The following is a 19,594-nucleotide window of genomic DNA, read 5'->3' as shown; positions in this document are numbered from 1 at the left end:
CATGGTCAATAGAATCTATAACCCATGGACTATGGACCATGGACTACCAACTCTAGCCCCATGAGTATTTTCGACGCTATCATCATTGCCATTGTGGAAGGACTGACTGAATTTTTACCGGTATCTTCTACCGGACATATGATCATTGCCAGTTCTTTTTTGGGTATTGCCAAAGACGATTTTACTAAATTATTTGAAGTGGCTATTCAGTTAGGGGCTATACTTTCTGTGGTGGTATTGTATCGCAAAAAATTCTTCCCTCTGAACCGATTGAATTTTTATCTCAAGTTATTGGTAGCAGTAATCCCCGCACTCGGATTGGGTGCTATCTTTTCCGATAAAATTGATGCATTACTGGAAAGTCCACTTACAGTAGCCATCACCATGTTGGCAGGTGGAATTGTTCTTTTGTTTATCGACAAATTATTTCAGCAGCCTATAATTGAAAAAGAAGAAGAGGTAAGTTTTTTTCGCGCTCTACTGATTGGCTTCTGGCAATGTGTAGCGATGATTCCGGGTGTAAGCAGAAGTGCGGCTAGTATTATTGGCGGTATGCAACAAAAGCTGACCAGAAATCTGGCTGCAGAATTTTCTTTTTTCCTTGCCGTACCAACGATGGCTGCCGCAACCGGTTACAAACTACTCAAAGCATGGAAAGAAACCCCCGAAATGCTAACCAATACCGATAATGTAATTGCCCTAGCTGTAGGTAATGTGGTCGCGTTTATTGTTGCCATGTTAGCCATCAAATTTTTTATCGGCTTTCTGCAAAAACATGGCTTCCGTTTATTTGGCTGGTACCGTGTTATTGGAGGAACAATTTTGCTGGTACTGGTATTGACTGGATACTTGAAGTAATTTCGGATGTCGGATTTGATCTTAAATCTGTGATCAAAAGTCGAAAATCGAATATTCTACATCAGAAATCAGACATTCGACATCAGACATCTAAAATTTTCTCTTCACTCTCTCCGGATTTTTATTCAAGAAATCTTCCCAGCCTTTTAAGGGCTTTCCTGATTTGATAAGGGGTGATGCTGATTGATAGTGGTGACAAAGTGCTACGGCGAGGGCATCCGTTGCATCAAAGTATTGCGGTTTGTCTTCGATCTGTAAAATCCGTTGTAACATTTTCCATACCTGATCTTTATCAGCGTTACCATTACCGGTGATGGATTGTTTTACTTTTTTAGGTGAATATTCTGTTACAGTCAATCCCGCCTGCATAGCAGCAGCTATGGCTACACCCTGAGCCCTTCCTAGTTTGAGCATACTTTGTACATTCTTTCCGAAAAAAGGGGCTTCTATGGCAAAAGTGGAAGGTTTATATAGCTTCACCAGTTCACATACCCGAGTATGTATCATTTCAAGACGGGCATAGATATCTTTTTCCTTGGTGAGTTTGAGCACATCCATCAACAGTACCTGGGGTTGCCCTTTATGGATACGCAATAAAGCATATCCCATTAATTGCGTACCCGGATCAATACCGAGGATGATCTCGTCTTTGGCCATGGGATGAAAATAGTTAAAAGTGTCCATTGGACTCCTTTGGACAAAGGTAAAAGGTCAAAGTCAGGAACAAATATAGGGGTGAATCAGTTTCTACTGTTTTATGTACCGCTTTTCACCTTTCACTTTTCACCTTTCACTTCTTTCCCTTTCTTTGTAATGAGCAAACAATCAGCACTGAATAAGCAACTAAAGATATTTCTCAATTATTTCCTTGGACCGATATTGTTTATCTGGTTAAGCTTTTCTATTTATCAACAGGTTAGTGATCAAAAAAACCTAGAAGAATCATGGATGATGATTCAATCTTCTTTTTCAGGTCCACGCTCGCTAAAACTTTTGACCGTTTTTATCCTGGTATTCATCAACTATGCCCTTGAAGCAGCTAAGTGGAGAATGATACAAGCATCGATACAGAAAGTATCATTCTGGAAAGCTTTCAAAGCGGTATTATCAGGTCATGCCGTTGCCTTTAATTCTATTAATCGAATAGGTGATACAGCAGGACGAGTATTATTTCTTGATGAAGGGAATCGACTAAAAGGTATTGCACTTTCTTTTGTCGGAAGTATGAGCCTAATCATTGTTCATTTAGTCTTTGGGCTGTTAGGCATGATATACATGCGTTTTAATATTCTAGATGCAACACATCATGTAGAAGGATTGTCGAAATTCTGGATGAACGGATTGATGAGTTTGATGACCGTAGGATTATCCATATTTGTTTTGTTATTCTTCCGGTTATCATGGCTCATTCGATTACTCGAGAAAATGCCCTTTGTTGCGAAGTATCGTTTTGTAGTGGAGAATATGGAATCGTTACAATGGCAATTCTTAACAAAAGTTTTATTCTTTTCTGCGGTTAGATACGTTTTAATTGTGTTGCAATATGTATTATTATTTGAAGTGTTTGATGTGAAACTAGATTTTTTCGACTCGGCTGCCTTAGTAATGGTTATGTTTTTGGTATTAACAATTGTTCCAAGCATTACGCTGGCAGAACTGGGGCTAAGGGGAAATATCAGTATTCAATTATTTGGAATGCTTAGTATGAATACATTAGGCATCGTTGCAACGGCAGCAGGTATCTGGATAATGAATCTGATCATTCCAGCTATCATTGGAGGTTTTTTCTTACTGGGTGTAAGATTTTTTAATCGTACAATTAAAGAGTAGATATGAAGAAGTTTTTATTGATGGCTAGCTGGTTATTTGCATTTCAGCCAATTTCAGCTGGTGATGAATTTTGCGGCATTAGAAACAGGGCATTTGAAGAAGGAGAAAGTATTTCTTATAATGTATTCTATTCTGTGATCGGATTGTATGTAAATGCAGGAACTGCTAATTTCTCAGTATCGTTGAATAGGATGAATAACCGAACAGCCTATCATATCGTAGGCAAAGGAAGCTCCAATCCGAGTTATGATTGGATCTTTAAAGTTCGTGATAGGTATGAAAGCTATATTGATACTGCGAATCTTCAACCTTTGAAATTCATTCGGAATATAGAAGAGGGTGATTTTAAAAAATTTGAGAACATCACTTTTAACCAAGAGAATAACACAGCAGTAACCACTGATGGTGTTTTCAAAGTTCCGGGTTGTATACAGGATGTCTTGAGTTCCATCTATTATGCCAGAAATATTGATTTTAGTAAATACAAACCGGAAGAGAAAATACCTTTCTCTATGTTTCTGGATAATGAAGTATATAATCTATACATCAAATACCTAGGTAAGGAAACCATCAAAACCAAATACGGAAAATTCAGGGCTATTAAATTCAAACCACTATTGGTAAAAGGAACATTGTTTGAAGGAGGAGAAAAAATGACAGTGTGGGTAAGTGATGACCCCAATCATATTCCTTTAAGAATTGAAAGTCCGATTGTAGTGGGAAGTGTGAAAGTAGATATGATGCAATACAGAAATCTACGATATCCTTTGAGCTCTATGATTAGCTTCAACCGTTAATCGCAATAGAGTTTTCTGTAGCACGATAGTGCATCGGACGCGTATTCACATTTTGATGCAACTGCGATCTTTTGTAGAGTATGCGACAAATCACAACCACAAATAAGGTTGCTAGTCCGATACCGGCTGCCAGTCCCCATCCAAAAGAATTGTAATTCTGCTTGCCAATGTAAGCCCCAAAAACAATAGTGGCTGCAGAGATAACTCCAGAAACAGCTGCGATAACTGCATTGCCATCACGATTGGATATCTCGACTCTGGCATGGCAGGTATCGCAGTTGATAGCGGAAAAATTGTTGAGCAAAATAAATTGCCTGAAAGATATCCGACTCCCGCAGCTCGGACATCCTACTACTTGGTTTTTGGACATTGGATTTTAAAATTGCTTGTTAAAGCTAGGATTCAAGTGTAAACTTAATATGAAACAATTAGAATAAGTGTCTGGAAAACACCGATTTTATGCCGTTTTTTCACGGGGATTTTTTGTCGAAAAAATCAGGCGTTTTACTACAAACCATAAAAATTACAAGGTACTGAGGGAAAAGGTTTCAGCTACACGAACCCCTTTTTCTGTAAGCTGTAAAGTGCAGCATTCATTCTGATAATCGTGTTCGAAATATAATATGTAGTTGTTTTCCACTGCCTCCTGTAGAAAATTCTTTTTCTCGTGTAGTGTTGTTAAAGGGAACATGTCATACGCCATCACATAAGGAATGGGCAAATGAGCTGCTGAAGGCAAGAGATCAGCCATATATACAAGGGTATGTCCTTTGTATTGGATCTGCGGTAACATCATTTTTTCCGTATGACCGTTCACAAATCGTACCGAAAAATGATTAAAAAGATCGACACTGTGCAAACGACCATCTTCTTGAAAACCGGTGACCGGACTTTCCACCAAGCGTAATTGTCCGCTTTCTTGTATGGGTAAAATATTCTCTTTAAGAAAAGAAGCTTTTTCTCGATCATTGGGTTTTACTGCCCAGTTCCAATGGCGTTCATTACTCCAATAAACGGCATTTTTAAATGCCGGAACCAGCCGATCTCCCTCTCGAACAATACTACCACCGCAATGATCAAAGTGAAGATGGGTAAGAAAAACATCGGTGATATCATCTCTATGAAAACCGTAATGTGCCAGTGATTTGTCTAATGTATCATCACCATGTAGGTAATAATGACCAAAGAATTTGGCATCTTGTTTATCACCCATTCCATTATCGATCAATATCAGTTTATTGCCATCTTCAACCAATAAACATCGCATCGCCCAGGAACACATATTATTTTCGTCTGCTGGATTCAATTTATTCCACATGCTTTTAGGCACAACACCAAACATCGCACCTCCATCCAATTTAAAATTGCCGCTATTGATCGAATACAATTCCATAGATCAGTTTACTTTTCCTTGTTTATGTTTTGTAGCTGAGGCAAAGGTGAGTAATATCAATCCAATCACAAAGAAAACAACCAACGCCAATACCGAATTACGTTGTGAACCGGTGTATTCATTGATATATCCGAAACTAAACATACCAATCACAATAGCTATCTTCTCTGTTACATCATAAAAACTAAAGAAAGAAGTTGTGTCTTTTGTCTCAGGCATCAGTTTCGCATACGTACTTCTGCTGAGCGATTGAATACCCCCCATTACAAAACCTACCAACACAGCTAAAGCATAGAACTCATTCACGCCGTCACGAGGTAGTAAATAGCCGATGATACAAAGTATGATCCACAAAGAAACTGTTACCATCAGTGCACGGAAATTCCCCAATTTATCTGAAAGTTTAGCAATGGTATAAGCCCCGGGTATCGCTACTAACTGAATAATTAATATCGCAATAATGAGATTCTGCGTAGGAATATTCAATTCACTTTTACCATATAAAGTTGCAGCAAGCATCACCGTTTGAACACCCATATTGTAAAAGAAAAATGCTGCGAGATAACGCTTCAAGACCGGAAGATGTGTCAGTTGCTTCCATACTTTATTGAGTTCTTTATAACCATGCGTAAAAACACTTCCTTTTGCAGAGGGTTGTCCGGCAGGCGAACTTTGGGGTAGACGGCTCAATGCCAATTGTCCAAATCCCCACCACCAAATACCTACAAGTAAAAAAGAGATTTGTGAAGCTTTGCCCGTAGTAATACCAAATGTATCGGGCATCAATACAAATACAAAGCAGATGATCTGCAAAATCACACTACCCGTATATCCCATTGCAAAACCTTTCGCACTCACTTTATCCTGGTCTGCAGGTGCTGCGATCTCGGGAAGAAATGAATTATAAAAAACCAAACTACTCCAATAACCGATACAGGCAATAATCATACATATCAATCCATAGGCAAGATTGCTGCTGTCATAAAAGAATAATGCACTACAAGCAATACTTCCCAGTGTACAGAAAAAGAACAAAAACTTTTTCTTGTTCCCTTTGAAGTCAGCAATCGATGACAACATGGGCGACATTATGGCTACAATGATAAAGGCAACGCCTAATGCATAATTGTACAGCGAGGTATTGACAAACTCTCTGCCAAATAAGCGAACGGTATCATTAGAAGTAGCATCATTGCCGTCGCCGGTAACAGCTTCAAAATAAGCAGGAAAAATAGTTGAAGTGATCACCAGATTATATACACTATTTGCCCAGTCATACATGGCCCAGCCATTAATGACTCTTTTGGATGCAGTTGTTTGCATGTGGAGGGTTTTGGTTCTTAAAGATAAGGGGAAAGTGATAGAGAAAGTTCTCTGCCATGGGCTATGGACTATCGACCATGGACCATAGCTAATAGTCCATAGTCCATGGTAGGAAATATGCTTTTCACCTTTGAACTTTCTCCAAAGGAGCCCTATGGACACTTTTCACTTGTTTTACAAAGCAGCAAGTATCTTCTCCTGCACTCGTTTGAGCTGTTCGGGTGATAATTTTAATTTTTCGCGTGTGAAATTGAGATCATCTGCGGTATTGATGGGAATGAGATGTACATGTGCATGTGGCACTTCCAGGCCTACCACACTCATGCCACAACGATTACATGGGAATGCTTTTTCAATAGCTTTCGCAATGGGTTTTGCAAAGAGTAATATTTCAGATAAATAATGTTCATCTAAATCAAAGAAACGATCGGTTTCCTGTTTAGGAACAACGAGTACATGACCTTCTGCTAATGGAAAAATATCCAGAAAGGCAAAAAAGTGTTCGTTTTCAGCAATTTTGTATGAAGGAATCTCTCCTGCAATGATCTTTGAGAAAATAGTCATAGAAAAGAGGTTACTTGAAAAGCATGTTGAAATGAAAAAGATGCATCATTTCAACATGCTTACATGTGATTAGACGGTAATGTCTTCAATTTTGAATTTGATAATCCCGGTGGGTGCTTGTACTTCTGCCACTTCACCCCTTGCTTTACCCATCAACCCTTTACCAATGGGTGAGCCTGCTGAGATCTTTCCTGCTTTCAGATCTGCTTCTTTTTCACCAACAATTTGATAAGTCACTGTTTTTTTTGTGGCCAAATTGGTGATGGTTACCTTGGTTAGGATGGTTACTTTGCTCGTATCAATATCACTGGTATCAATAATCTTGGCATTGGCAATCGCACCTTCTAACTGTTTGATTTTGGCTTCCAGCATACCTTGTGCTTCCTTGGCAGCATCATATTCTGCATTCTCCTTTAAATCACCTTTCTCACGGGCTTCTGCAATGGCTCTCGAGGCAGCAGGACGATCCACTGATTTCATTTTCTGCAGCTCTTCACGCATTTTGTCAAATGTCTCCTTGGTAACATACATAGTACTCTCGCTCATACACTTTCGTTTAAAAAGGGTAAAAAAATACAACGCCACATTTGATTGCAGCGTTGCACAGATATTCAAAAGTAAAAAATTCTTCAGAATCAACGATTCTTTTATGTGTTTTTATTAAAGATCAAAAAAGAAGGCATTTTCCTCAAAGTACACCCCTAACTATCTGTATATCAAAATGATATATAATTTCTAGGGCCATAAAAGCATACGAGACAATTTAATTACCTATACCTAATTTATCCAATACCACTTTTGCCATCCGGTAAAACGCTTCATGACTATATCCGGCAATATGGGGAGTAACAATCACATTAGTCTGTGATAGCAACCAATCCAAATCAGCTTTTTCTACTGGTGTAAACGTTTCGAGTTTTTCATTTTCTAACACATCTAGTCCTGCAGCTTTTATATGATTACTTTGTAATGCTTTGATTAGCGCTTTTGTGTCAGTCACTTTTCCTCTGCAGGTAGTTAAAAAGTAGGGTTGTTTTTGAAAATTGCTAAAGAATGATTCGTTTGCATAGTGAAAAGTTTCCTCTGTTAATGGCAGATGAAGACTCACTACATCAGCATATCGTTGTATCTGCTCAAGAGAAGCTTCTTTGATATAACCGTTACCGAAACCAGATTTATACTTATCCAATGCCAAAATGGTAACATCAAAAGCCGAAAGTAGTTTTGCAAATGCTTGTCCGGTATTACCAAACCCGATAATACCAACGGTTTTACCTGTTAGCTCATCACCTCTATTCGCATCACGTATCCATTGCCCGCCTGCTACCTCACGACTACTGCTATTGATCTTATTCATAAGATTCAATAACATCCCTAATGCATGTTCAGCGACTGCATTACGGTTTCCTTCCGGACTACTTTCACAACGAATACCTTTTTTAGTAGCATAAGCAACATCTATTAATTCCATCCCACTTCCTAATCTGCCAATCCATTGAAGAGAAGTTGCAGCATCAATGATTTGTTTGTCTATTTTCAATCTAGTGGTTACTATTAATCCAGCCGCATCTACTATCGTTTCTTTGAGTTCATCATAACTGATCAAAGGTTCATATACACAGTAATAGCCTGCCTTTTCAAGTCTTTCTAACAGGTAAGGATGTGCTCCTGCAGTAATAATAACTTTTGAACCCGACATATATTTGTTCTATTTATGACTATTACTTCATTTTATAAGTGAGCGCTGCAAAATCTGCCACAGATAGTTGTTCTGCACGTTTTGTGAAAATTGCTTCTTGTAAGGTTTCCGTATCGAACATGCCTTTTAAAGGGTTTCTCAACATTTTTCTTCTTTGATTGAATGCCGCTTTGACCAATACAAAAAAACTACGCTCAGATTTCATCGGTTCAAAAGCAGTTCTTCTTTTCAGTTTAATCACACCACTCATGACCTTGGGTGGGGGATTGAATGATTCAGGAGGTACATCAAACAAGTATTCAACCTCATAAAATGCTTGTATCAATACACTCAAAATACCATAGTCTTTAGTTCCTGACGCTGAAACTACTCTCTCTGCCACTTCTTTCTGAAACATACCGATCATGACCGGAACTTTTTCTTTCCATTCCAGTATACGAAACAATATCTGCGAGGAAATATTGTAAGGAAAATTTCCCACCACTGTAAACTGATCCGTAAAAGGCACTGAAATATCCAGAATACTCTGATGAATGATTTTTCCTTGAATAGCCGGGAATGTTTTTTCGAGGTATACTACTTTTTCGTCATCCAACTCTACCGCTTTAAAATCAATATCCGGAATCTTCAATAAGTACTTAGTAAGTGCACCACCACCCGGTCCTACTTCTACTAATTGAGAAAAAGTATCCTGCTGCAAGGAAGCAACAATACGCTCACACACAGACTCATCTTTCAGAAAATGCTGTCCAAGTGATTTTTTGAGGGTGTATTCCATTAGAGCAAAGGTAGGCAGTATCTTGGCTGATAGTCCATAGTTCATGGCACATAGTTGATCATCTATACACTATGGTCCATGGACTATGGACTAAAGTCGTATTTTTATACCCTAAAGCTATACTGATGAGTAATGAAATGCAAAAGCCGGTGATTGGTTTCTCATGTGGGGATTTGAATGGGATTGGAATTGAATTGATACTGAAGACACTGGGAGACCATCGTCTATTGGATTTCTGCACCCCGGTGGTATTTGCCAGTAATAAAAGCATCAACTTCTATCGAAAAAGCTTACCGGAAATTAATTTCAACTATGCCAGTGGAAGAGATTTTAGCAGACTCAATCCTAAACAAGTCAATATTTATAATTGCTGGGAAGAGGAAGTGGCTATAACACCGGGTCAGTTAAACGATACCGGCGGGAAATATGGTCTTCTGTCGTTGAAAGAAGCTGCACAAGCTTTAAAGGACGGTCATATTCATGGGTTGGTTACCGCCCCTATCCATAAAAAAAATATTCAATCGGCTGATTTTCATCATACAGGTCATACGCCTTTTTTGAAAGAATTATTCGGTGTGAATGATGTACTGATGTTTATGGTAGCTGATAATATGCGTATCGGTTTATTGACAGAACATGTTACCGTATCTGATGTCGCTAAACATATTACCAAGGAGAATATTATCAGTAAATTGAAAATCATGCACGCCAGTCTGCAAAAGGATTTTGGTATTGATAAACCCAAGATTGCTGTGTTAGGATTGAATCCACATGCAGGTGACGAAGGATTGATTGGCAGTGAAGAAGAAAATATCATTAAACCCGCGATCAAAGAAGCCAAGCACCAGATGATGGTTTTTGGTCCTTACAGTGCTGATGCTTTCTTTGCACGAGGTCAGCATGAAAGATTTGACGCGGTTCTTGCCATGTACCACGACCAAGGATTGATTCCATTCAAATCACTGGCCATTGGGGAAGGCGTTAACTATACTGCCGGATTGAATGCCGTTAGAACCAGCCCGGATCATGGAACTGCATTTGATATTGCCGGAAAAGGAAAAGCAGATCACAGTTCATTTTTGGCTGCTACATTTACTTGTATTGAGATCATTCGTATGAGACTTGGTTTTACTGAAATGAGACAAAATCCGCTTCGAAAAATGAGCGCAAGAATGTTTGCCAATGCGGTGGATGAGCGTATCGAAGAAACCGAATAATACATGTACGAATTATCCAATGACCATGTAAGTATTGTGATCAGCTCCAAGGGAGCAGAATTACAAAGTATTTATAGAAAAGATACAGGTATCGAATACCTGTGGTCTGGAAATCCTGCATTTTGGGGGAAGAAAAGTCCGGTACTATTTCCCATTGTTGGCGGACTAAAAAACAATCGCTATACATTTAAAGGAAAAGAGTATGCAATGGGTAGACATGGTTTTGCCAGAGACCGGGTTTTTACCATGAGTAAACAAACTGATGATGCGATAACTTTTTCATTGAAATCAGATGATGAGACAAAAGCTATCTATCCTTTCGATTTTATTTTCTCGATCAACTATCAATTGATCGCCCATCAGGTGAAAGTAAGTTATCAGATAGAAAATATTGGAGATGAAGAACTGTATTGCTCGGTGGGTGCTCATCCTGCGTTTGCTGTTCCATTGCTTGCTGATACTTCTTTTGAGGATTACTACTTACAATTTGAACAGAAAGAGACGGCGCCTATTTGGCCATTGTCTGATGAAGGTCTATTACTAAGTACCCCAACCGATTTTTTTCTACAAGAAGACACCATTGCACTGCGTAAGTCTTTATTTTATGGCGATGCATTGGTTTTTAAATCACTACAATCCAATAGCATTTCAATTCTTTCAGATAAACACCCACATGGAATTAAAGTTTCCTACGCAAATTTTCCTTTCATGGGTATCTGGAGTACTAAGGATGCAGATTTTGTTTGTATTGAACCCTGGTGTGGTATAGCGGATGCAGTTACGACCAATGGTGATCTTACAACAAAAGAAGGTATTCATCCAATCGCTCCCAAAACAATGATGAATAGAAGTTGGGCGATCGAGGTATTTTAATTATTTAAAAATAGTATCCGCAATTCCTTTATTGATGATATAGTTGGTATACACAATCTCAACCCTTCCTTTTTTATTTTTTAATTTTTGTTCCTCTGTGAGTGGTTTTTCATTGTCGTCGAATTCCAATGTGAGTCCTTTAGGCAGTTTATAATTTTTAGTATTGAAGCTAAAAGTCACTTTATCCGGCAACCCAAAATTTGAAAATTTACCATAGGTCATTTCAATTTCATAAGTGCCATTTTCTTTGGTAGTGGTTACTGCCTTTCTGACCAAGAGATTGGCTTCATCAATGTACATAGTTGTTAATACAACATCACTATTTTCATTTACGGGAAGCATCTTTACAACTTTTGTTTTGGTCCCCGCTACCACGGCTTCTCCGGCTGCTAGCGCAACAAATTCATCAGTCGTAACAATTGAACTCATATTTACAGAGACTCCTCCTTTAGGTAACAGTGAAATACCCCCGTCTTTTCGCAAACGAAACTTATTAGGTTTTTTAAAATAAATTTTCACTTTCCCTACCGGTGCTTTGATAAAAGCCACATCTGTTTTCATTTTGCCATCTGCTTCATAATCATTTACCTGATCAAGCTTTGCTTTTACTTTCATCACAAGTGGGGTCATATCCTGAGCAGAGGAAGTGAAGGTTGAAAAATGAAAAGTGAAAAGGAGTATGATAAAAGTTCGCATAGACTTATTTTTAACTTAAAACATCTTTTTTCTTGAATACGACAATGGCTGCAGCTACAAATAAAATGATGTGAATCAATAGTACAATTGAGGAGTTAATGATTCTTTCCGGATATTGGATACTACCTACAATGGCTTCATTGGCATCTGTTACTTGAATATCAAAAAATTCTTTCCAGCCGATCATATGTGTGGTGAACAGATATGGTTTCACCAGATTAAATATCGGAATATTCATGGTACTAAGTATGGTAAAAAAGATGATCACACTCATAGTAGCCACAATAGGACCAATCGAATTTTCGGCAAATACGGATAAGAAAAAACCCAGTGCTGCTACTGTTGTCATAGCCAATGCTGCAAATCCGAATGCACCGATATAACGCCAGAATACATCATTCTCTTTTAATAATACCACATAACTGCTCTTCATTAAAAACATATCATCCGTTCCAAATACCCACATGCTTACAAATAAAGCTAGGAATGCCAGCCATACCAATAAAAGAAGTGTGTAAATAGTAGATGCAATAAATTTAGCCAGCATGAATTGGGTTCTACTATATGGCTTGGATAACAAAACACGCAAAGTTCCCATATTGGCTTCACCTGATATCATATCGGCAGCGATCAATGCAATCAACAGAGGCACATGCACTAATAATAATTGCAACATCACATAACATACCAAGTATCCATTCAATATGTTGCCTTCAATTTGAAGTGTAGATCCAAGATCATTGAGCATGAAGTCCACATAAGTCTTTCCATCTACTTTCAGTCCAAACTGAATCATCACAATCAATGCAGTAATAGCTGCAAATGCAATATATGTGCGTGGTCTTTTAAAAATTTTATAAAGCTCTATATTAATGAGTGTTCGCATATTGACCGGAAGTTACCTGTAAGAAAAAGTCTTCTAATGAATGTCTGGGTTGTAAGGATAAAACGGGAATATCTAGCGCTACCAAATCTCGATGCAAATTCGGGATATGATCACGATGAAGCTTAATTAAAATTGTACTTGCCCTTCTTGGCTGAAGTGCTTGTTTCCAATTGCTTTGTACTAGTTTATTAAATGCTGATTCGTTATCTAATGTTTCCAATTCGATCAAGGTTTGAGCAGGATCAAATAATTCTGCAGCAGAACCTTCTACGAGTTTTTTCCCTTTATCAATAATCAATACCCTTGTAGCAATTTGTTCTATTTCATTCAATAGGTGTGATGAAACAAGAATGGTTTTATTCAAATCTTTACTCAAGTGTCTGATCAGATTTCTGATATCAGCAATCCCTTGTGGGTCTAGTCCATTTGTAGGTTCATCAAGAATGATCAATTTAGGGTTATGTATCAATGCTACTGCAATTCCCAATCTTTGTTTCATCCCCTGAGAGAAGGTCTTCACGATATCTTTTGCCCTGGATGCCAGACCTACCATTTCTAGCTGTTGCATCAACTGTAGATGTGTAGGTTTCAACCCACTTAATCGGGCAAACAGTTGAAGGTTATCAATGGCACTGAGGTATTTATAAACATCCGGCTTCTCGATCACTGCCCCTACTTGTCGAAGAATTTCGGTTCGATATGAATTCAAAGAGAGACCAAATAAATCGATAGATCCGGCGGTAGGTTCTATCAGTGTTAGCAACATTCGGATGGTTGTACTTTTCCCGGCACCATTTTGACCCAAAAATCCATAAACATCCCCTTCTCGAACTGAAAAAGAAAGATCATTAACTGCTGTGAGGTTTTTGAAAGACTTTGTAAGACCTTTTACTTGTATAATTTCCTGCATTTCCATGTATAACATCGAAGGTACGGAGTAAGTTCATAGAAGGTGAAAAGTGTCCTTAGGACTCCGTTGGAGAAATGTGAAAAATGAAAGAAAAGCGCTATTCTTTCCCTACTTGAAGGTATTGCTGTAGCGCCTGAACATAAGCTTCAAAAGCCTCAATACCTTTAGGCGTTATTTTACAGGTAGTTTGAGGGTAATTGTCTTTGAATTGCTTGGTCACCTCAATATAACCTGCTTCTTTGAGCTTTTGTACTTGTACGCTCAGATTCCCGGCAGTTGCATTGGTCTTCTCACGGATAAAAGTAAATTCAGCTTCTTTCACGCCAATGAGCAGGCTCACGACTGCCAGCCGTAACTGAGAATGTAATATGGGATCGAGCTCTTTAAACATTCGCTTGCTGTTGGGCTAGATATTTTCTTCTTAAAATGACTCCCGGGATAAACCAGCAAATCAATGCAGCAGCTCCTCCTAATAAAAAGTCATATTCAGTAATGGTAAAACAAGACCAAATGAATAAACCATAGGTAATCAATGCCCCATATAACATGGGTTTAAATTTTTTTACCATGCCGGTTACCAATGTTGGAAGTGCATAAATGAGTATAAATAAAGAGTAGATACTAGGTGTAAATGTATTTATAGGCTCATCGGGCTTTGTATTATCCAGGTAATGTTTGGTCAGTTGCCATCCTTCCAGTTGAATGAATTTATCTGTAACATCAGGAACGATCATTTGGTAGGCATTCAAACCAAAAATTGTAATACCGAATACTAGCCAAATAGCGTTCAAGGCATCGTCCTCATACTTTTTTACTTTATTCGATTTCTTTTCCTGAATGGAAATAATGATTTGAGGAATAATGGCTCCTAATACCAGTAACCAAATATCAAAACCAATATAGAAATCATAGGTACGCTGAAAATACGTCACCACAGATGCAATGGTAACAACTGTTCCCCACAACAGAGAACCAATACCGGTTTCATGATAGCTGCCTTTGGCCTTTTGGATCATATTCGTGATCAGGTCAAGACTCTCCTGTTCGGTCATTTTTTTATCGTCTGCCATGGATTAATTCTTTTTGGTGTTGTATCGGATGCGTAATAAATGTCCGGGTATGATATAACTGATCAAAATAGCCAATGCCCCCATGAGTAACTGACCCGCGAAATTAAACTTTATGGAAACAGCGGCGATGATAAAATTCAAAATTCCACCGATTACTAAAGGCTTGAAGCGTATAAGTCTACCACTTACAAAGGTTCCGATTGCATACATCAGGATATAATAAGTAAATGCAGTATTCCATGCTTCAGAAGTTACATTGATGAACACCATTACAAAAAAGGAAATACCAATAGCAATCCACAGATAACCCAATGCCTCTTCAATATAAGTAACTGACTTTTGTTTTTTGGCTTGTCTTGAACTGTATATGCCTGAAATGATCCCTCCAATAGGCATTGCCCACCAAACAAAACTATGATAGGGGTATTTAAAATAAATCATTAAAACATATTCAACGATACAACAAATAAACACCAACCATCCCCAAAATAGCAGGTAGAAACTATCAACTGCTACCGAATCCTTTGTTTTTCGGATCATGGTTTGGATCAGTTGTAAACTCTCTTCCGGAGAGAACGACTTTTCCTGATCATTTTGGTAATCAATGTTTGACATAAGTATTGTTTTTGGGTCTCGTATATTTTCTTAGGAATACCGTAATAAAGATACTACCGATAACAGAAGGGAGTAGCCATAATACCCATTGCATATCAATCTGCACATTCACCACCAAGAATGCTGTATAGGAAGCAATCATGGCTCCCATCATTCTTACGATATGATTGTACATCCAAGATTGTTTAACAGTTACATTCCCAGTCAACAATCTGATATCTAAAAGAACATAGCTCATACATATTAATCCGAATACACCTGGCACAATACTGAATGTGTTTCCGTGCAATAGACCTTTGACCGACTGGATCAATAAAAAAAAAGCAAATGAAAAACCAAATAGAGTGATCAAATAATCGATGGGTGAAAAACTTTGTTCTTGCTGTTTAGATTTTCTTTTCAATAGTACAATTTGATAACCACTTAAGATCATATACAGTGTAAAACCACCTACCGCAAAAAGGAAAAGACTTTCATGTCCGGGAACCCAGCTTAAGATCAATGCACTGAATGATGCAATGAACATTCCCCAGAAAAATATTTTTCCTGATAATAAATGAGGTTTAGACCCTTTTTTTACTGATGCGGCGATAGTGCCGGCAATTAATCCGGTACTACCTCCCAAAATATGGAGTATCAATAAAGGGGTGAATAGCTGCTCCATTTTTTAAAGTTATTGGATCACCATTTTGTTTTGTGTGTATTCGTCAGAAATTTACTGACATGCAGCTAACAATTTAGTTGCCTGATCCTTTCCCCATATAGGATGAAAAGCAGAAGCTGGCTTATAAGTATCATACAGCTCCAAAGATTTTTCTACCAATTTCTTAGCTACTGCTTTACCACCGCCAAAAGCTGTGGGTACATTGATCATGTATTGGGCTTCGACCAGATAAATTCTAGGATTGTTGGCGTCAGCTTTCTTTGCATCTTCAATAGCTTGCGCTGCGATAGCTCCATAGGTTTGGTAACGTGTCATACCATCTACCGTTAATTGCTGGATCGCAATCATCTGACGCATACAATACGTATCTGCATTTCTTTCCAATACTTCTGCTTTACTTAACAGGTCTTTACTTTTTTCTGCTACTTTATCTTTATCAGCTTTTGGATTCATCCAACCCGTTAGATGATTGGCATAAGCTGCATAATAATAAGGTAGCCACTTGTCTTTCTCAGCATCAGCAATACGCTCAAAAAATGCTGAAGCCGCAGCCATATCTTCTGCTGTCTTAGCTGCACTAAATTGTTCCAATCCCTTTTGCATACCGGCTTCATACCTTGTTTGCGCAGTAAGATGTCCGGTAATGAACATGGATAAAATGATGATGATTTGTTTCATGGTTTAAAGTTTGATTTCTTGATTTATGATTTTTTATCCGAAAGACTCCTGCGGAGATTTTATTTTTGACTTTTGACTTTTCACTTTTGACTTCTTTCCTCTTGCTCCTTCAACTTCTCATACTCTTCCGCAGCCGTTAAAAATTTGGTGCCATGATAAGCATGAAAATATTGGAAAGCCAATCCAACACCCCATCCTAACATCACCCAGATGGGCCAGAAGTATGAGTCGATTCCTGATGTAAAAAACCAGACTCCTATTAAAAAAGCATTTACCATCAGATAGCTGAATAGACTCCATTTGAATCCGGCTCTGGCTTTTGCCATCTGCCAAAGTTGCTCATCGCGTTGTTCGTTGTTCATTTTATTAAGTTTGATTTTTAGATTTTTTGATTTCTTGATCTTTGATTTATGATTTCTTGTCCGAAGGACTCCTTCGGAGATCTTTTTGACTTTTCAATTTTGACTTTTCACTTTTTTTGTGGTCTGTAGCTTGAAACTTGTAGCCTATAAATTATTATTTATTGCATCCTGCCTTCTATCCACTCCCCAACTCAGAAATACACCTAAGAAGAAGAACTGTGGAGCAGGGGGTGTGATGGCTTCTTTTCTTTGTCCGTTGTTTGAATAGTTATAACCGAATATTTGTTTGCTATTTAATACGTTGGTAACCGAACCCACAAATACCGCATATGCTTTTCCTAAGGAAGTGAGGTAATTGAAACTGAAACCCAAATTGTGATAATCGATCGTTTTACCCTGATCTGCTATGGTATACTGAGCTCCGCTCTGAACCAAGTTGTAGTAAGGGCGACCGGTAGCATAAGAATACGTGAAGTTGAATCCTGTATTGATCTTGCTGATAAAACGTTTCATCACAAATGATGCTGTATGATTGGCTGCGAATGTGGGTTGTAATTGTTTGGGATAATTGAGAAAATCACGTTTGGTATCGAGATAAGAATAACTGACCCAGTAATCCAATCCTTTGATTGTTTTTTTATCTCTCCAAAATAATTCAACCCCTTTGGCATCACCGGCTCCGGCATTATTCAACACTGGATGTGTTTTTACCAATTCATCATATTTTTTATAAAATGCTTCTACACGAAAAGTTTGTAAAGCTGTATTTTTGATGTAGTTAGCAATAAAGTGAGTGGCTTTCGCATAACCAAAATTTGTAGTAGTATAGAGAAAATTATTTTCGGGCTTTTGATAGAACTCACCATAAGCAATACTCATTTGTGCTCCTTTTCCTGTTTTATAGGCAAGTGATAAACGAGGAGCGATATTGGCTTTATTTATCAAAGAAGAATGTTCAAATCGTACCCCTACTTTGGCTGCCAGATCATTGGTAATATACAGATCGGCTTCTGTAAACAATGCTTTGAAATGATCAGGTAATGTTGCTTTTTGATTGTTGAATGTACTGCTGTTATAGAAATACATGTATTCACCTCCTGTTCTCAATACACTAATACCACTCAATCGTTTATCAAACACTGCTTTGATTTGTGAAAGATCTGAACGTGTTTTGATGGTAAAGTTGTTATTATCAATCCAGGGTTGTCCTGTGGTAATTTTTTGGTTTTGCTGATTTTGAATCTGTTGTTCAATATCATTATAATCAGTGCTGTAACCCAATCCCAGATTCATTTTCCAGCCATTTCCTAAATTCTCTCTCCAACTTAAATTATTATATACATTGATATTGTTGAGACCGAAAGCGTTCTTTAAATTAGGTTCATCAATATTTGCTCTACGCAAACCCAAATCACTAGCTCCAAAAGTTCCATAGTATTTGATCATACCACCATTTTTGGTTTTCATCCGGAAGTTGAGATCAGCGGTATGAAACTCCGGCATACGGAAATAATCGGGTTTTTGTTTTACGATGCTGAAGTAAGGAAGCAGGTTGGTATAACCATAGTTACCACCCCAAGAAGATTTTTTATTTTTTGCTACTTTCTGTAAACCTGCACCCAGAAAAACTGATGAGATAGAAGCAGATACTTCTGAACGATCAGGGATATCAATACTTTCCATGATCAATGCCGAAGACAATGCTTGTCCATATAAAGCTGAATAGCCCCCGGTACTAAATACGGTTCCTTTGAACAAAGCCGGTGCAAAACGTCCGCGTGATGCAATATCAGGTACGCTCGCAAAAAATGGATTGTTTACTAAAGTCCCATCAATAAATTGTTTGGCTTCATAACCGGCACCGCCGCGTACAAATAATCCTTCCTGTTCTCCTACTTGTTGTGCACCGGGTAGTGTTTTTACAACTGCAGAAATATCTGCATTCGCCCCACCTGTGGTATATACATCTAAAGAACTTAAAACTGTGGCTGCTCTTTTCTTATCACCTGCTTCAAAACTTCCCGCCGTAACAGTTACAGCTTTTAATTCGCTGATTTCTTCTTTCAAAAGAAAATCAATACGAATAGGAAGAGAATCGATGTTTACTTCTTGCTCTACTGTTTTATTGCCGATGCTACTGGCAACAATGAATTGTTTGCCCTTCTCATAGGTTTTAAAAGAAAAGCTTCCGGTAGAATCTGAAACCGTTCCATCATAAGAACCTTTGACAACAATATTGGCTCCCGCTAGAATACGACCTTTTTGATCTTTCACAGAACCTGTCACCTTAATCTGTGCCTGAACCCCGCTGATCAACAGTGTTACGATCAAACTTATTATCCATTTTTTCATTACTCAGTTGTTTTGATAGGACAAACATA

General features: G+C 38.1%; 23 protein-coding genes. 5 read left to right on the top strand and 18 right to left on the bottom strand.

Features of this window, described 5'->3' with window-relative positions; genetic code table 11:
• Window positions 1–24 precede the first annotated feature (24 nt).
• Window positions 25–858: an undecaprenyl-diphosphate phosphatase gene (locus ACTIEV_RS05965; RefSeq protein ID WP_322196238.1), complete on the top strand. Its 834-nt coding sequence runs from the start codon at window positions 25–27 to the stop codon at window positions 856–858.
• A gap of 90 nt (window positions 859–948) precedes the next feature.
• Here the strand turns inward: ACTIEV_RS05965 and ruvC are convergent, their stop codons facing one another.
• Complete coding sequence (gene ruvC, locus ACTIEV_RS05960) at window positions 949–1,542, bottom strand: crossover junction endodeoxyribonuclease RuvC (RefSeq protein WP_322196239.1); 594 nt, start codon at window positions 1,540–1,542, stop codon at window positions 949–951.
• Between the two features lie 129 nt (window positions 1,543–1,671).
• Here ruvC and ACTIEV_RS05955 point away from each other — a divergent pair, with 129 nt between their 5' ends.
• Together ACTIEV_RS05955 and ACTIEV_RS05950 are read left to right on the top strand one after the other, a co-directional pair.
• The gene (locus ACTIEV_RS05955; protein ID WP_322196240.1) at window positions 1,672–2,688 is read left to right on the top strand and encodes a lysylphosphatidylglycerol synthase domain-containing protein; all 1,017 of its coding nucleotides are present in this window, start codon (window positions 1,672–1,674) and stop codon (window positions 2,686–2,688) included.
• A 2-nt stretch (window positions 2,689–2,690) separates the two neighbouring features.
• Window positions 2,691–3,485 (top strand): DUF3108 domain-containing protein, encoded by a 795-nt coding sequence (locus tag ACTIEV_RS05950; RefSeq protein WP_322196241.1) that lies wholly within the window; start codon window positions 2,691–2,693, stop codon window positions 3,483–3,485.
• Here the strand turns inward: ACTIEV_RS05950 and ACTIEV_RS05945 are convergent.
• From ACTIEV_RS05945 to rsmA, 7 genes are all read right to left on the bottom strand, one after another.
• Window positions 3,475–3,855, bottom strand: a complete 381-nt coding sequence (locus ACTIEV_RS05945) for a hypothetical protein (protein ID WP_178886925.1) — start codon at window positions 3,853–3,855, stop codon at window positions 3,475–3,477. The genes ACTIEV_RS05950 and ACTIEV_RS05945 overlap by 11 nt on opposite strands.
• 153 nt (window positions 3,856–4,008) lie before the next feature.
• Window positions 4,009–4,878 carry an MBL fold metallo-hydrolase gene (locus tag ACTIEV_RS05940; RefSeq protein WP_322196243.1) on the bottom strand — a complete coding sequence of 290 codons (870 nt, stop codon included), beginning with the start codon at window positions 4,876–4,878 and terminating at the stop codon, window positions 4,009–4,011.
• Between the two features lie 3 nt (window positions 4,879–4,881).
• Entirely contained in the window at window positions 4,882–6,201 is a 1,320-nt protein-coding gene (locus ACTIEV_RS05935) for an MFS transporter (protein WP_439516243.1), read from the bottom strand.
• Window positions 6,202–6,375: 174 nt separating this feature from the next.
• Window positions 6,376–6,765, bottom strand: a complete 390-nt coding sequence (locus tag ACTIEV_RS05930) for an HIT family protein (RefSeq protein ID WP_322195549.1) — start codon at window positions 6,763–6,765, stop codon at window positions 6,376–6,378.
• A 69-nt stretch (window positions 6,766–6,834) separates the two neighbouring features.
• Entirely contained in the window at window positions 6,835–7,311 is a 477-nt protein-coding gene (gene greA / locus ACTIEV_RS05925) for a transcription elongation factor GreA (RefSeq protein WP_250687400.1), read from the bottom strand.
• Window positions 7,312–7,528: 217 nt separating this feature from the next.
• Window positions 7,529–8,464, bottom strand: a complete 936-nt coding sequence (locus ACTIEV_RS05920; RefSeq protein WP_322195551.1) for an NAD(P)-dependent oxidoreductase — start codon at window positions 8,462–8,464, stop codon at window positions 7,529–7,531.
• A gap of 22 nt (window positions 8,465–8,486) precedes the next feature.
• The gene (gene rsmA, locus ACTIEV_RS05915) at window positions 8,487–9,287 is read right to left on the bottom strand and encodes a 16S rRNA (adenine(1518)-N(6)/adenine(1519)-N(6))-dimethyltransferase RsmA (RefSeq protein WP_322195552.1); all 801 of its coding nucleotides are present in this window, start codon (window positions 9,285–9,287) and stop codon (window positions 8,487–8,489) included.
• 80 nt (window positions 9,288–9,367) lie between these two features.
• On the opposite strand from rsmA, the gene pdxA reads away from it, so the two are divergent.
• Together pdxA and ACTIEV_RS05905 are read left to right on the top strand one after the other, a co-directional pair.
• On the top strand, window positions 9,368–10,459 hold the full coding sequence (gene pdxA, locus ACTIEV_RS05910; RefSeq protein WP_439516242.1) for a 4-hydroxythreonine-4-phosphate dehydrogenase PdxA: 1,092 nt from the start codon (window positions 9,368–9,370) through the stop codon (window positions 10,457–10,459).
• Between the two features lie 3 nt (window positions 10,460–10,462).
• Complete coding sequence (locus ACTIEV_RS05905; protein WP_322195554.1) at window positions 10,463–11,332, top strand: aldose 1-epimerase family protein; 870 nt, start codon at window positions 10,463–10,465, stop codon at window positions 11,330–11,332.
• Here ACTIEV_RS05905 and ACTIEV_RS05900 read toward each other — a convergent pair whose 3' ends face one another.
• From ACTIEV_RS05900 to ACTIEV_RS05855, 10 genes are all read right to left on the bottom strand, one after another.
• The gene (locus ACTIEV_RS05900; RefSeq protein ID WP_322195555.1) at window positions 11,333–12,028 is read right to left on the bottom strand and encodes a LolA family protein; all 696 of its coding nucleotides are present in this window, start codon (window positions 12,026–12,028) and stop codon (window positions 11,333–11,335) included. It lies immediately after the preceding gene.
• Window positions 12,029–12,038: 10 nt separating this feature from the next.
• Window positions 12,039–12,914 carry an ABC transporter permease gene (locus tag ACTIEV_RS05895; RefSeq protein WP_322195556.1) on the bottom strand — a complete coding sequence of 292 codons (876 nt, stop codon included), beginning with the start codon at window positions 12,912–12,914 and terminating at the stop codon, window positions 12,039–12,041.
• Window positions 12,898–13,830 (bottom strand): ABC transporter ATP-binding protein, encoded by a 933-nt coding sequence (locus tag ACTIEV_RS05890; RefSeq protein ID WP_439516241.1) that lies wholly within the window; start codon window positions 13,828–13,830, stop codon window positions 12,898–12,900. Before ACTIEV_RS05890 ends, ACTIEV_RS05895 begins: the two co-directional genes overlap by 17 nt.
• A gap of 91 nt (window positions 13,831–13,921) precedes the next feature.
• Window positions 13,922–14,215 (bottom strand): winged helix-turn-helix domain-containing protein, encoded by a 294-nt coding sequence (locus ACTIEV_RS05885; protein ID WP_178886937.1) that lies wholly within the window; start codon window positions 14,213–14,215, stop codon window positions 13,922–13,924.
• A complete protein-coding gene (locus ACTIEV_RS05880; RefSeq protein WP_322195558.1) occupies window positions 14,208–14,894 on the bottom strand; it encodes a hypothetical protein in 687 nt (228 codons plus the stop codon). The genes ACTIEV_RS05885 and ACTIEV_RS05880 overlap by 8 nt, the downstream gene beginning before the upstream one ends.
• Window positions 14,895–14,897: 3 nt before the next feature.
• Window positions 14,898–15,509, bottom strand: coding sequence for a hypothetical protein (locus ACTIEV_RS05875; protein ID WP_322195559.1), 612 nt, complete (start codon window positions 15,507–15,509; stop codon window positions 14,898–14,900).
• Entirely contained in the window at window positions 15,496–16,173 is a 678-nt protein-coding gene (locus tag ACTIEV_RS05870) for a hypothetical protein (RefSeq protein ID WP_322195560.1), read from the bottom strand. Before ACTIEV_RS05870 ends, ACTIEV_RS05875 begins: the two co-directional genes overlap by 14 nt.
• A 51-nt stretch (window positions 16,174–16,224) precedes the next feature.
• Window positions 16,225–16,851, bottom strand: a complete 627-nt coding sequence (locus tag ACTIEV_RS05865) for a hypothetical protein (RefSeq protein WP_322195561.1) — start codon at window positions 16,849–16,851, stop codon at window positions 16,225–16,227.
• Between the two features lie 80 nt (window positions 16,852–16,931).
• A complete protein-coding gene (locus ACTIEV_RS05860; RefSeq protein WP_322195562.1) occupies window positions 16,932–17,213 on the bottom strand; it encodes a 2TM domain-containing protein in 282 nt (93 codons plus the stop codon).
• A 144-nt stretch (window positions 17,214–17,357) separates the two neighbouring features.
• Complete coding sequence (locus tag ACTIEV_RS05855; protein WP_322195563.1) at window positions 17,358–19,565, bottom strand: TonB-dependent receptor; 2,208 nt, start codon at window positions 19,563–19,565, stop codon at window positions 17,358–17,360.
• Window positions 19,566–19,594 lie beyond the last annotated feature (29 nt).

The sequence above is a fragment of the Sediminibacterium sp. genome, assembly GCF_051861365.1.
Classification (GTDB): domain Bacteria; phylum Bacteroidota; class Bacteroidia; order Chitinophagales; family Chitinophagaceae; genus Sediminibacterium.
This window is presented reverse-complemented; position numbering and strand designations above follow the sequence as displayed.

What these genes read in the sequence shown, in the direction of transcription:
- ACTIEV_RS05905 (WP_322195554.1), top strand. Translation starts at nt 10,463, where the DNA reads ATGTACGAATTATCCAATGACCATGTAAGTATTGTGATCAGCTCCAAG.
- ACTIEV_RS05935 (WP_439516243.1), bottom strand. Translation starts at nt 6,201, where the DNA reads ATGCAAACAACTGCATCCAAAAGAGTCATTAATGGCTGGGCCATGTAT.
- ACTIEV_RS05890 (WP_439516241.1), bottom strand. Translation starts at nt 13,830, where the DNA reads ATGGAAATGCAGGAAATTATACAAGTAAAAGGTCTTACAAAGTCTTTC.
- pdxA (WP_439516242.1), top strand. Translation starts at nt 9,368, where the DNA reads ATGAGTAATGAAATGCAAAAGCCGGTGATTGGTTTCTCATGTGGGGAT.
- ACTIEV_RS05855 (WP_322195563.1), bottom strand. Translation starts at nt 19,565, where the DNA reads ATGAAAAAATGGATAATAAGTTTGATCGTAACACTGTTGATCAGCGGG.
- ACTIEV_RS05940 (WP_322196243.1), bottom strand. Translation starts at nt 4,878, where the DNA reads ATGGAATTGTATTCGATCAATAGCGGCAATTTTAAATTGGATGGAGGT.
- ACTIEV_RS05885 (WP_178886937.1), bottom strand. Translation starts at nt 14,215, where the DNA reads ATGTTTAAAGAGCTCGATCCCATATTACATTCTCAGTTACGGCTGGCA.
- ACTIEV_RS05860 (WP_322195562.1), bottom strand. Translation starts at nt 17,213, where the DNA reads ATGAACAACGAACAACGCGATGAGCAACTTTGGCAGATGGCAAAAGCC.
- ACTIEV_RS05955 (WP_322196240.1), top strand. Translation starts at nt 1,672, where the DNA reads ATGAGCAAACAATCAGCACTGAATAAGCAACTAAAGATATTTCTCAAT.
- ACTIEV_RS05945 (WP_178886925.1), bottom strand. Translation starts at nt 3,855, where the DNA reads ATGTCCAAAAACCAAGTAGTAGGATGTCCGAGCTGCGGGAGTCGGATA.
- ACTIEV_RS05895 (WP_322195556.1), bottom strand. Translation starts at nt 12,914, where the DNA reads ATGCGAACACTCATTAATATAGAGCTTTATAAAATTTTTAAAAGACCA.
- ACTIEV_RS05950 (WP_322196241.1), top strand. Translation starts at nt 2,691, where the DNA reads ATGAAGAAGTTTTTATTGATGGCTAGCTGGTTATTTGCATTTCAGCCA.
- ACTIEV_RS05880 (WP_322195558.1), bottom strand. Translation starts at nt 14,894, where the DNA reads ATGGCAGACGATAAAAAAATGACCGAACAGGAGAGTCTTGACCTGATC.
- rsmA (WP_322195552.1), bottom strand. Translation starts at nt 9,287, where the DNA reads ATGAACTATGGACTATCAGCCAAGATACTGCCTACCTTTGCTCTAATG.
- ACTIEV_RS05930 (WP_322195549.1), bottom strand. Translation starts at nt 6,765, where the DNA reads ATGACTATTTTCTCAAAGATCATTGCAGGAGAGATTCCTTCATACAAA.
- ACTIEV_RS05865 (WP_322195561.1), bottom strand. Translation starts at nt 16,851, where the DNA reads ATGAAACAAATCATCATCATTTTATCCATGTTCATTACCGGACATCTT.
- ACTIEV_RS05900 (WP_322195555.1), bottom strand. Translation starts at nt 12,028, where the DNA reads ATGCGAACTTTTATCATACTCCTTTTCACTTTTCATTTTTCAACCTTC.
- ACTIEV_RS05875 (WP_322195559.1), bottom strand. Translation starts at nt 15,509, where the DNA reads ATGTCAAACATTGATTACCAAAATGATCAGGAAAAGTCGTTCTCTCCG.
- ACTIEV_RS05870 (WP_322195560.1), bottom strand. Translation starts at nt 16,173, where the DNA reads ATGGAGCAGCTATTCACCCCTTTATTGATACTCCATATTTTGGGAGGT.
- ACTIEV_RS05920 (WP_322195551.1), bottom strand. Translation starts at nt 8,464, where the DNA reads ATGTCGGGTTCAAAAGTTATTATTACTGCAGGAGCACATCCTTACCTG.
- ACTIEV_RS05965 (WP_322196238.1), top strand. Translation starts at nt 25, where the DNA reads ATGGACTATGGACCATGGACTACCAACTCTAGCCCCATGAGTATTTTC.
- greA (WP_250687400.1), bottom strand. Translation starts at nt 7,311, where the DNA reads ATGAGCGAGAGTACTATGTATGTTACCAAGGAGACATTTGACAAAATG.
- ruvC (WP_322196239.1), bottom strand. Translation starts at nt 1,542, where the DNA reads ATGGACACTTTTAACTATTTTCATCCCATGGCCAAAGACGAGATCATC.